Origin of the sequence: Colwellia piezophila ATCC BAA-637 (assembly GCF_000378625.1) — a bacterium.
In the GTDB taxonomy this organism is placed as follows: Bacteria; Pseudomonadota; Gammaproteobacteria; order Enterobacterales; family Alteromonadaceae; genus Colwellia; species Colwellia piezophila.
On record NZ_KB905166.1, the window covers coordinates 1 to 12,040 of the forward strand.

Annotated in this window: 8 protein-coding genes; 5 read left to right on the top strand and 3 right to left on the bottom strand. The window is 34.2% G+C overall.

Features of this window, described 5'->3' with window-relative positions; genetic code table 11:
* Positions 1–271 (top strand): transposase (locus F580_RS0112045; RefSeq protein ID WP_019026269.1); only part of this gene is annotated, 271 nt, incomplete at its 5' end.
* 102 nt (positions 272–373) lie between these two features.
* Here the strand turns inward: F580_RS0112045 and F580_RS0112050 are convergent.
* Together F580_RS0112050 and F580_RS24445 are read right to left on the bottom strand one after the other, a co-directional pair.
* Positions 374–997, bottom strand: a complete 624-nt coding sequence (locus F580_RS0112050) for a tyrosine-type recombinase/integrase (protein ID WP_019027989.1) — start codon at positions 995–997, stop codon at positions 374–376.
* 590 nt (positions 998–1,587) lie between these two features.
* A complete protein-coding gene (locus F580_RS24445; protein ID WP_019027990.1) occupies positions 1,588–3,141 on the bottom strand; it encodes an amidohydrolase family protein in 1,554 nt (517 codons plus the stop codon).
* A gap of 745 nt (positions 3,142–3,886) precedes the next feature.
* On the opposite strand from F580_RS24445, the gene F580_RS27115 reads away from it, so the two are divergent.
* Positions 3,887–4,399 (top strand): type II secretion system protein, encoded by a 513-nt coding sequence (locus F580_RS27115; protein WP_019027991.1) that lies wholly within the window; start codon positions 3,887–3,889, stop codon positions 4,397–4,399.
* A 554-nt stretch (positions 4,400–4,953) separates the two neighbouring features.
* On the opposite strand, the gene F580_RS0112070 is transcribed toward F580_RS27115, so the two are convergent.
* Entirely contained in the window at positions 4,954–6,087 is a 1,134-nt protein-coding gene (locus F580_RS0112070) for a response regulator (protein ID WP_019027992.1), read from the bottom strand.
* Positions 6,088–6,670: 583 nt separating this feature from the next.
* Here F580_RS0112070 and F580_RS25520 point away from each other — a divergent pair.
* The 3 genes from F580_RS25520 (at position 6,671) to F580_RS0112085 (ending at position 12,014) form a co-directional block, all read left to right on the top strand.
* Positions 6,671–8,902, top strand: coding sequence for a hypothetical protein (locus F580_RS25520; protein WP_019027993.1), 2,232 nt, complete (start codon positions 6,671–6,673; stop codon positions 8,900–8,902).
* A gap of 357 nt (positions 8,903–9,259) precedes the next feature.
* Complete coding sequence (locus tag F580_RS24455) at positions 9,260–11,695, top strand: response regulator (RefSeq protein WP_019027994.1); 2,436 nt, start codon at positions 9,260–9,262, stop codon at positions 11,693–11,695.
* Positions 11,696–11,810: 115 nt separating this feature from the next.
* The gene (locus F580_RS0112085) at positions 11,811–12,014 is read left to right on the top strand and encodes an Hpt domain-containing protein (protein ID WP_019027995.1); all 204 of its coding nucleotides are present in this window, start codon (positions 11,811–11,813) and stop codon (positions 12,012–12,014) included.
* The last annotated feature ends 26 nt before the right edge of the window (positions 12,015–12,040 follow it).

Consider the following 12,040-nt stretch of genomic DNA (forward strand, 5'->3'; position numbering starts at 1 on the left):
ACTTGAAGCTTGGTGCCGTCTAGCAGAATCAACTAATATATTGGCCTTACATAATTTTGCAGTCGGACTAAGAATGCACAAGGTAGGCATTTGTAACTATGCCAAATATAAGTTGACCAGTGCCCGTATTGAGGCAGGAAATGTTTCTATTGGGATGATTAGGAGGCGAGCCAGAGGAGTAAGGGATACCGAATACTTCAAATTAAAAATAAGGCAAACATCAGTTCCAGCAACGCATTCTATCTTTTATCCAAAAATCAACCTCACATAACCGGAGAAGAGCCCAAAATCTAATCCGAAACCTAACTTTGATGAAACGGCTAATGTCCGTAATGTGGTAGGAAGCGTCCATACTTCCTGAATCATTTGCGATTTAAATATCTATATTTTCAGATAGCTCAAGTACGTCATCGACTTCTATACCAAGATAACGAACCGTACTCTCTAGTTTTGTATGACCAAGAAAAATTTGAACAGCTCTCAGGTTCTTCGTTTTTTTATAAATCAAAGTAGCCTTAGTGCGCCTCATTGAATGAGTGGCATAGGATGTTACATCCAAGCCAATACTAGCAATCCACTTTTTTACTATTCTGGTATATTGCCGAGTCGATAAATGGAAATTATCTTTTACTCTACTTCCAAATAAATAATCACTAGAACGAAGTGATTGAAATGAGATCCATTTTTGTAAAGCTGTTCGAGTTTTTTTTGTTATTTCAAATTGAACAGGAGTTCCTGTTTTTTGTTGAATTAACATTGCTCGTGATTGGATATTTTTGCCATGAGCAATATCCATCACTTTAAGCTTGATGAAATCACATGCTCTTAATTTACAATCTAGAGCCAAATTAAACATCGTTAATTCACGTAGATTATTTACTAAATCAAGCCTTGTTCTAATAGACCAAACTTCCTCAAGTTTTAGAGGAAGTTTTTGACCAACCAGTTTTCCTTTATTCCAGCTAGCTTTTGGGGTGTATGGAATCATGTCATACATAATAGCGCTCCTACGTTTAAGGGACTATAAGTATGGCTGTGGCTAATGTTCAGAATTGTGCGCTTTATACGTTAGCTACTGGTTATTCTTTAGGTCAACTGATAGCCAATAGCTGACATTAGCTTTTAAGCTATTAACAGCAGCTCAGAGCCTATTGCGGTCATTCTAATTTAAATGCTTTTATTTATTTGTACCCAAAATATTACTTAATATTTAGCATACGATTATATACACAATCTCTAAAGCGGACATTTGAATCATCTAAGGTCTACATAAAGTAGAGTATTAAATCTAAGACGCTAATGAGATAGTGCTAACCGTCACTATTACCACATTGATGACGTTCTTTATGAACCAAATTCATCTCAGCTAAGGGGTTGTTTAGATAAGAAAGCTGACGTTAGCCATTGTTTATCTAATGGTAACTGATCCGACAGAGTAGCCGTAAGCATCACTGATTACTTTATGACTTATGATCGCTATTAGTCGCTATTAGTCGATATTAAATTCCGTTATTAGTGCATGAGTTTGTTTGAGCAGAGAAGGAAAATTAAGTATTTTCCTTCTCTATGATTGCAAATCAAATAGTTCTATTTATTTACCACGCGCAAATCTAATTCTTGTTTTTTCTGCTGTGCAGTCATTAGCATACGATCAAGATCTTTACGTTCATATAGTTCACCATTATTTACAACGCGCAAATCTAATTCTTGTTTTTTCTGCTGTGCAGTCATTAGCATACGATCAAGATCTTTACGTTCATATAGTTCACCATTATTTACAACCGCAAAAATATCTTGAGTTGCTTTAATGTTTTCCAATGGATTGGAATTCAAGATCACAAGATCAGCCTCCTTATTTACACTTATAGATGCTGTGTGCTCTTTAACCCCCATAAATTTTGCACCATTAATTGTTGCCGTCTGTAGTATATTTAAAGGTTGCATCCCAGCATCTTGAAAAAGTATTAACTCTTCATGTAATGCCATTGCAGGATATACTAATGTATTCAAAGCCGCAGAATCACTTCCTGCCATCACTAGCACCCCAGCTTCTTGCAAATACGGAATTTGACTTGCAATAAGTTGATATTTATATTTTTTTTCTTTCCATTGTTCAGCAGTCAAATTTCCCATTCGTTTAATACGCCATTCATAATGGCTCATAAATTCAGATGTTAAGTATTTTTTAAAGTCATCTTCACTGTGATCATCTTCATCTAAATAGGCAAGTTGTTTACCGCCAATAAGAGTTGGTGTAATGGCAACCCCTTTTTTAGCTAAATATTGATAACGTTTATTAGCAAGAGCCTGATCAAAGTTATTTACATACTGCTTACGAGCTTGCGATGATTTTATTTCACCATTATTAACTTGAGCAATTAATTCAGCTTCATTAGGAATGCCTAATCTCAGTAAATAACTTGCATGCTCAATACTGCTTACTCCAGCATCAACAATATCGTATACAGTTGCTTTTTGTGGAATATGCGCTGAAACTTTATATCCTCGTTCCTTTGCCGCTTTGATACCTTCAATAAACAAATCGGTTTTCAATGTATTGGCTGTCATTTTTACAAAATCAACATTTTTACTATCGAGTAAATCTAACGCTTTATTAAGCTCTGCTGTTGTACCTATTTCTAGATCACCTTTCCAAATAGAGTCAATTCCTTCTAATTTACGGCCAGCGGTGTAAATCTGTGGACCCAACAATTTCCCTTGAGCAATCTGCGAACGCCATTCAAGTACTTCCTCACCTAAATCACTAGCTGAATCTCGTACAGTTGTAATGCCTAGGGCAATATATACAGGGAATAAAGCCTCATTGTCTTGGATTAAGCTCTTTCCTTCAAAGTGAACATGCATATCCCATAACCCAGGAATAACATATTTATTTTTTGCGTTTAACATCTTTGGAGCTTGATGGTTAGCTAACAGTGACAGATCACCAACTAGAGTTATTTTATTTTCATCAAGCACTATAACAGCATGCTTTTTAATATGACCTGTTTCAACATTGATAACATTGGCATCATAAATAATGACATTATGTTGCTGTTTAACTGTTTTAGTAACGTCATTGTTTTGACAACTAGAGATAAACAGAATTATTGACATAGTAGGGAATAGTATATTTTTCATTGTTTTTTTTACCAAATAGTTACTTTGAATAAATTAATCAGCTATAAACCAGTGTATTAGAGATACCTTATATAGTAAGTATTCACTAAAGTCACAATTTTTTCATTAAATTCGATGGTACATTATCCAATTTTAATTTTGTAGTTATCTTAGTATCTACCTGTACGATTAAATTAAAATAAACGATGATTATTAATTGGTGTCCATATTAATGGTGCAAGATCAGCTCTAAGTTACCATGATAAGGACTAAATCTAACGTCCACTTTTAGCCACAATCTCTAAAGCGGACATTAGAATCATCTAAGGTCTACATAAAGTAGAGTATTAAATCTAAGACGCTAATGAGATAGTGCTAACCGTCACCATTACCACTTTGAAGACCTAAGTTTTTAGTACCATAACGACAGCTGTGGGGCAGTAATCGGTCATAAATCACGATCCAAAATCACTATACCTAGCAGTCACAATGAGCATAAAACGGTCAAAAAACGCTTGTTAAAACAAACCTATGAAGTCGTTATTTTTATACGATAGCTGACCTAGATGAAAACATTATTTTAATGCTTAACCTGTTGTTGCTGACATAAATTTTATATACGAACAAATCAACAAAAGCTTGATTTCTCTATTGCCAAAGGTATTATAATTTCACTTATTACTTCATTATTTTTAAATAAAATGGGCAATCGTATTTAGCCCTTCGAAAAATAACTTCTTAAGCAAATATATAGAGATGAATACAGATGTATAGTAGTACAAAACAGCAGGGTTTCACCTTAATTGAGTTGGTCGTGGTAATTGTTATTTTGGGGATTTTGGCCGCTACCGCCGCACCAAAATTCATAGATATTACTTCAGATGCTAACAAGTCTGTACTAGAGTCTATGGGAGGAGCTATTTTATCAGGATCTAAACTAGTGTATGCAAAATCAATAATTCAGGGGGTGCAAAACCAAGAGTTAGCAAACATAGATATAGATGGTGATGGGAATAATGATGTTGAAATTAAATATGGTTACCCCAGTGGCGACAGAACAAATGGAATAGCCAATGCAGTAGAATTAGGAGACGATTGGGCTTATGGCGATAGGTTCAATCATGGAGCCTTCATCGTAACTCCTTCGTCCCTTGCTGGATTCAGTGGCATTACCAATAATAATATCCCTATCACACAAACTAATTGCTATTTGACTTACACGCCGCCAACTACAGTTGGGCTATTACCAACTGTGACATATACGAAAAACGATTGTTAACAGAAAATTTGAACCTTCAATACACTCTCTCAACTAAGCCAGAAATTTCTTCTTTAGCGAGCAAAAGTCATAAGGTCATCATTGGTGCTAACGACGGTTTTAAGTCTTGGAGATGCCGTTAGGAAAGTAAACGCTACCGACAGCTAAGCGCACTTTTTTAACGTTAGTTTTTGGTGAGGACAAACTTACAAGAACTCATCGTTCTAAGGTCACTAGCTACCACAGAGCGGACTAAAGCAAAAACCTAGGTAAAGTTAGGTATATGATCTGAAAGCGGACGCTGGGCTACCTCAATTATTTGTAAAACTACAATACATGATGTTATTGTTAATAATACAAGTTTTAGCAGTTATGACCGACTGTAAAGAGCGATCAACAGCCGTTCAAACGTTAATAAATAAGGCTCACTTAGGTACGATAACCGGACATTAACCTCAAAATAATAGCCCTATATTTTCTAATGAATGTTGTGTTGTTATTAATATATGCTGTTCGGTTCACAGGAAATACGGTTCATTAATATTACAGTTTAATATGTTTTTCAAGCTCTTGAATTAAAACAGTTCAATATCTTCAGTTGATTTGTATTCTCCTTCTGTTTTCAATTCCTCAATTTCTAGTTCATCAATTGTTGTTATAAGTACCTGACTAATATTTGATAAGGCATCTATGTTGCTAGTTTTTTCAATCGCATTTTCCAAGAATTTCTCATCATTGTCAGATAAATCTAAATTATGAAAATTTAATGTGATTTCAAGAATGACATCATCTATCATCTTCTCCTTAATGTCTTTTAAATGATTAATGTCTTCATTAATATCTATTACAGTTTTCTCTAACTTCACTTTCATTTTATTTAGTTGGATATAGTTAAATAGCGCCCGATAACGCATTTCTATTGCAGGAATTAACTTAGCAAAAATATCAATCCATAAACCATATTTAGTGGAGTGTTTGTCAGGCATGTTTTTAATGAGAATAGAGACATTAGTATCGTTGAATATGGCTCGTGAACCGAACTCATAGATACGTCCTCTATCCTTTAATAAGGAAAACACTTTTTTTTCTAAAGGACTGCACCTAATAGTTTCTTGGGAAAAACCCGAGATATCATCAGCATGATGAAATTCTATAGCTGAATTAAAATCATGATTTAAGAAAAACTTTAAAACCGCTTTCCCAAGATCTTCAAAAGAGTTTATTGTTTGGATATCTGACATGAAATTCAAACAATCCCCATACAAAGATGCTTGAATCATGCTTATCTCAACGGTTTGAGTTAGTTTCTTTATATTCTTCTTCTGTCTTTGTGTATCTTGGCTTAATAAATTTAAATTTCTGACTACCTGCAAGACAACCGATAGTGATTTATGTTTCGGTATAAAATCATTTGCGCCAGCCTCAAAGCATTTGAGAATAATTTCTTCATCATCTTTTGCTGTTCTAAAGATAACTTGGACTTCAGGTGATATCGACTTTAATAGCTTACATATCTCAAATCCATTCATACCTGACATTTCAGTATCTAAAATTACAACTGGAAATGTGTGTTTCTTGAATAAATCAATACCTTCATTTCCTGAAGTTGACGAATAAACTTTATAATGCTCAGCTAAGTATTTACCTATTGAATTCAAACTACTTTCACAGTCATCTATGATTAGGATTTGTTCTTGGTTTGAAGACATTATCACCTCTGACTTTAGTATTTTGCCATTCCTTGCGTAAATTAATATTATCAACTTAACTAAAAATATAGCAGTAAATTCTCCTTTGGGAATATTAATAATTGTTCCTTAGTCGTAACAAATTAAAATTCGTAAACTACAAACGTTATTTATATAAAATATAATCCTAGTATCAGTTTCAACTCAATCACTTAATGTCTCTAAAGTGGCACAAACTGATCGTTTCATATACATAATCGAATGACGGTTAGTGGCACTTAGCGGCAAAGAAAAAATGACCAATTTCACTTTTAATTAGTGAGCAGAATTATAATCAAGAGTTCTGACCCCTTGAACTTCATAAATACTAAATATTCATACAGAGTTGACCATATTTTCTTGCCAAAACGTTTAATAAAAAGAGACGAGTTTGATACGAAATTTATCCTATACAATCGCCCTTAAAGAGCTGGATTTATTCTAATATAAGACATTAGGTTAGCACCATATTTGATATATACCCTCAATAGCACTACATTGTTTATTAATGGATAATTAATGAACATATTTATGGATAATTAATAAACATATTTATGGATTAAATATGGTTGGATCTTTCATATCAGAACTCAAAAGGCGTAATGTTTTCAAAGTAGGCGTTGCTTATCTTGTTCTAGCTTGGGTTGTTGTTCAAATATCTGATACAGCTGTACCGGCATTACATTTGCCTGAATGGATAATAACAGCCGTATTCTTCTTTGGTGCTATCGGTTTTCCTTTTGCCATATTCTTTGCCTGGGCATTTGAAATCACTCCTGAAGGTATAAAAAAAGAATCTGAAATAACGCCAGAAGAATCTATTGCTGCTCATACGGGCAGAAAGATTGATTTCATTATTATCGGACTGATGGCTATTGCACTGAGCTATTTTATCTATGAAAGCAGGTTTCCCACTAAAACAGAACAAGCTGTTGTTACTGACACTTCATCTGAACTGAAAACTGAATCAGCTGAACCAATCAAAATATCTATAGCCGTATTGCCATTTGCTGATATGAGTCCAAATAACGATCATGAATATTTCTCCGATGGAATTTCCGAGGAATTATTAAACTTATTGGCTAAAATACCAAATATTCAAGTGGTGGCCCGCACTTCTTCTTTTCAATTTAAAGGCAAGAATCTGGACATTCAAAGTATTGCCAAAAAATTGGGTGTAAAAACAATTTTGGAAGGTAGTGTTCGTAAATCAGGAACAAAAGTCCGTATTACTGCTCAGTTAATTAAAGCTGATGATGGGTTTCATATTTGGTCAGAAACGTATGATAGAGAGTTGGACGATATATTCAAAGTTCAGGATGAAATATCAGCGGCTATTGTTGAGTCACTAAAGGAGGTATTAGGTATTAAGTTAGAAAAGGCCACTAGCACAGGAAAAATAATTAACCCAATAGCATATGATTTATATCTGCAAGGTTTGAAGGGGCTATATTCCCGAAATTTTAAGAGTCTTGAACGAGCGGTTTCAAAATTTGAATCCGCCATAAAAATAGAACCTAACTTTAATATTGCCAAAGTAAAATTAGCAGAAACATTTATTAATCAGATAGGAACGGGGAGTCGATTTGATAACGACATTCTTGTTACTGCTGAGTCAATGTTAAAAGCTGTACTGGAAAAGGAGCCTGACTCTGCTGATACCTACTATGTATTGTCATTACTTCCTGCTGATGTTGAATTGAGTCAAAAATTCATTAAAAATGCTTACCGTTTAAACGCAAATAATACCTACATAATTATGGATTATATTATGGCCTTTGGTCATGAACTAGGCGAGCATGAAACAAGGAAATTATATAATAAAGCACAACGGATTGATCCACTCAATGCGAATATACCCTATCAATATTCGATGTATTTAGCCTACATCGTTCAAAAATATACAGCAGCAGTTTTAGCCGTGAAACAAGCCATTAAAATGACCCCTCAATTTTTGGATTATCCCTTTGTTCTGAGTATGTATTACAGTTATTTTAAGGGAAATATTGCGGACGCTATATTTCAGATGGAAATACCTTATAAATCTGATCTGCTAGACCCTGATAGTGCTCGATTTTTATCAGGTCATTACTTATCCCTTGCCGATGGTGAAAGCGCTATAAAACTTGCAGAAGAGGCAGTTAAGATAAATCCCGATAATGCTGATGCTATTGACGCTAAAGTCAATGCGCTAATCTTTTTGAAAGATAATGTCAAAGCTTTAAAACTCATCAATGATACGCTTGATAATCCCGATACTGTCTACCGGAGAGTCACTAAAGGTATACTGGTTAGTAAAGCTATCTATCTATTGCTAAAAAGAAATGATTTAGATGCAGCTGAAACACTGCTCGATAAACATTTTTCAAAAGTGATTAATCTTAGCTCAATACCATCAACCAGGAATAGATATGTTGATACAGATATTCATGCATTAGCGCTACAGATTATTGTTTCAAAAGCCTTGGAAAAAGCAGCCAAAGCAGAAAAAATGTTAGATGAACTGAATTCATTGGATGAAACCTTTTTTACTAAAGGACAGATTAACTTGATGGGCAATGAACAGTGGGTGCTTGCTATACTCAATGCAATTAAAAATAATGACAATAAGGCTTTAGATTACCTTGAAGCCTCTATTGATAATGGCTTTATACATGATTGGCGTTCAAATATTTTACAGTCACCCTATTTTTTATTTCTACATCAGCATCCAAGATTCATTACTTTAATAAAACGATTAGAGACTGAAATGGTGAAACAAAGAGCGCTTGTAGAGGAATATTCAACTTCAGGGTAAATTATTCTGATAAGAAAACTCTGTGATGTTTACTTTACTACTCTGCGTAGTAATCAAAAGTTCTGACCCCTTGATTATATGTTCCCCCTTGAACATATAATCAAGGTGACAGTGGAGTTTCATATCAGAACTCTGTCTTTTACCACTAAAGATACCTAGAAAAGTCCAAAATTTGTACTTTGCTAGCTATCACTTAGATAGGAAAGCTGACCTTAATAAAATTGTACTTTAATACTTAACTTGATCCACTGGCTTGAATGATGGTGCTATTACATACTCTACGATCTCAGCTAACAATATCTTTTTTGATGTCCTATAGTAGTGATATAAAATAAAAAACATAAGGATTGTAACGTTTTGAAAATTAGTTGGTTTGAACGATTAACTACGAGAAAAAAGTTATACATTGGGATTAGCATTCCATTAATAAGTATGGTTGTTATTGCCATAATAATTATCTTGAACATCAATAAAATGCAATCTACTGCCAACTGGGTGAGACATACTGAAGAAGTGATTTCTAGTTCAAATTCGCTGGAAAAACTAATTCTTGATATGGAAACTGGAGAGCGCGGTTTCTTAATAACAGGAGATGAAATTTTCTTAGAACCTTACTATCAAGCAATAAAACTATTGGATAATAAAACTGAAATATTGATAGATTTAGTTAACGATAACCCTAAACAAGTTAGCATTATAGAAAATATTAAAAAGTTGAAGGATAAATGGCTTCAAGAAGCGGGTGAACCTGAAATTTCAACTCGCAGAAAGGTTAATGAATTAGAAGCCAGTATGTCTGATGTTATTGATCTGATCAAAAGTCAAACGGGTAAAGACATTATAGATAGTATCCGCGTTTTAAATACCCAGTTTATTAAAACTGAAGAAAAGTTGATGCTGCAACGAACCAAGGAAGCAAACTATGATAGTGCTAGGACTAAACTGATTATTATCATTGCTAGTTCATTTGCTTTAATCATTTCTTTTCTATTTATGCGCAAAATAGCAAACAATATTAATTATAACCTTCGGGTTTTAATAAACAACACAAATATGGTTAGCAAAGGTCATTATGATGAATTAATACTTACCTCATCTGCAGATGAATTTTTAGAGGTATCAAAATCTCAAAAAAATATGGCTTTTAAGGTAAAGACTTTAGTAAATGATTTACAACATTCATCTCAAACAAAAAGTGACTTTTTGGCTAATATGAGTCATGAAATAAGAACGCCGATGAATGGTGTTTTAGGTATGTTGGGATTATTACAGCAAAGTGAGTTGACTGCAGAACAGCAACATAAAGTTTTTATAGCACAATCGAGTGGGGAATCTCTATTAACCTTAATAAATGATATTTTAGACTTTTCAAAAATAGAAGCTGGTAAGTTGGAATTAGAAATTCTTGATTTTAATTTACGAGAAATGCTGGGTGATTTTTCAGAATCAATGGCATTACAAGCACAAGCAAAAGGTCTAGAGATTGTGCTAGATGTCACTGAAATAGAATATTCTATGATTAAAGGCGATCCCGGTAGGATCAGACAAATTTTAACAAATATAGTTGGTAATGCGATAAAATTTACTGAACACGGAGAAGTTGTTATTTACGGGAGAATACAAAAAAATGAGCAGGGTTTTTACCAATTTTGTTGCCGTATTCAAGATTCTGGTATGGGTATTCCGCAAGAAAAGCTCCCTTTTTTATTTGATTTGTTTAGCCAAGTTGACAGCTCAACCACCAGGAAATTTGGGGGCACAGGGCTTGGTCTCTCTATTTGTAGAAAATTATGCCAACTAATGGGCGGAGATATTAGTGTTACCAGTGAACAGGGTCAAGGTAGCTGTTTTAGTTTTAATATCCTTGTCGATATTAGTCAAAGCTCACAAAAAGTATTACCGCAAGTTGATATTAGTAATCTATCTCTGCTTATTGTTGATGATAATGCCATCAATCGAGAGGTACTTCGTAGCCAGTTAGAACATTGGGGTATAAATGTTAGCGATTCTTCTAGTGGTGCAGATGCATTACAATTATGCCAAAAGTTGATAGATAGCGAACAACCCTTATTTGACGTAGCATTTTTAGATATGCAAATGCCTGAAATAGACGGTGAGGAACTAGGTAGAAAATTACAGGCACACTCGATGTTCAAGACTATCAAATTAATTATGATGACTTCCATCTCAAGTATTCATGGTGCCAATCATTTTGCTAAATTAGGTTTTCATGGTTTTTTTACTAAACCAACCACTACCTCCGATTTATGTAATGCTCTCAATGTGGTGATGTCTGATGATTCCTGTTTTAACGAAGAGGGTTCTATTATAACCCACGATTACTTATCAACATTAAAATCAAATAATACTGAAAATTTTGGATTTTCACATTTCCGTTTATTATTGGTTGAAGATAATAGAGTTAACCAAATGGTGGCTCAAGGCATACTTGAAAAGCTTGGCTTTCACACTGATATTGCAGCAAATGGTATAGAAGCAATTCACTCTTTATCAAGTTCACCTCATGATAGGCTTTATGATTTAGTGTTAATGGATTGTCAAATGCCTGAAATGGATGGCTACGAAGCAACCAAACAAATAAGAGCAGGTAAAGCGGGTGCTAAAAACGCCGAAGTCTCTATTGTTGCGATGACGGCCAATGCAATGGAAGGTGATCGCGAAAAATGTATTGAGGCGGGGATGAATGATTATTTAACAAAACCCATTGAACCTAATGCATTACTCAATAAACTGAATCAATGGTTGCCAAGTAACAGGATTAAAGATCAGTAATTAACATCATTGATCCAATTAAAAAAATGTTGATAGTGTCTCAACTGATGTTCCTGGTCCGATTTTTAATACTATAAACGCACATTGGGATAAAACCGTGTTATTGAAGCGATTGATGGGAAAAAAGAAATTGCTGAAAGAGCTCGTGGCAAGCTTTAATGATGCAAGTAGTGATAAAGATAATACTGAACGTCATCAAAATATTCAGTTGATTACCCACACTATTAAAGGGGTGGCAGGTAATTTAGGTGGCATACTTTTACAAGAAAGTGCCAATCAACTTGAACAAGCTGCAAAGCAACAAACAGGTAATTATTAAGTATTAATGCAAAAAGTTGCCAGTAG

Excerpts from the sequence above, each read along its gene's own strand:
- F580_RS0112050 (WP_019027989.1), bottom strand. The coding sequence starts at position 997 with ATGTATGACATGATTCCATACACCCCAAAAGCTAGCTGGAATAAAGGA.
- F580_RS24445 (WP_019027990.1), bottom strand. The coding sequence starts at position 3,141 with ATGAAAAATATACTATTCCCTACTATGTCAATAATTCTGTTTATCTCT.
- F580_RS27115 (WP_019027991.1), top strand. The coding sequence starts at position 3,887 with ATGTATAGTAGTACAAAACAGCAGGGTTTCACCTTAATTGAGTTGGTC.
- F580_RS0112070 (WP_019027992.1), bottom strand. The coding sequence starts at position 6,087 with ATGTCTTCAAACCAAGAACAAATCCTAATCATAGATGACTGTGAAAGT.
- F580_RS25520 (WP_019027993.1), top strand. The coding sequence starts at position 6,671 with ATGGTTGGATCTTTCATATCAGAACTCAAAAGGCGTAATGTTTTCAAA.
- F580_RS0112085 (WP_019027995.1), top strand. The coding sequence starts at position 11,811 with ATGGGAAAAAAGAAATTGCTGAAAGAGCTCGTGGCAAGCTTTAATGAT.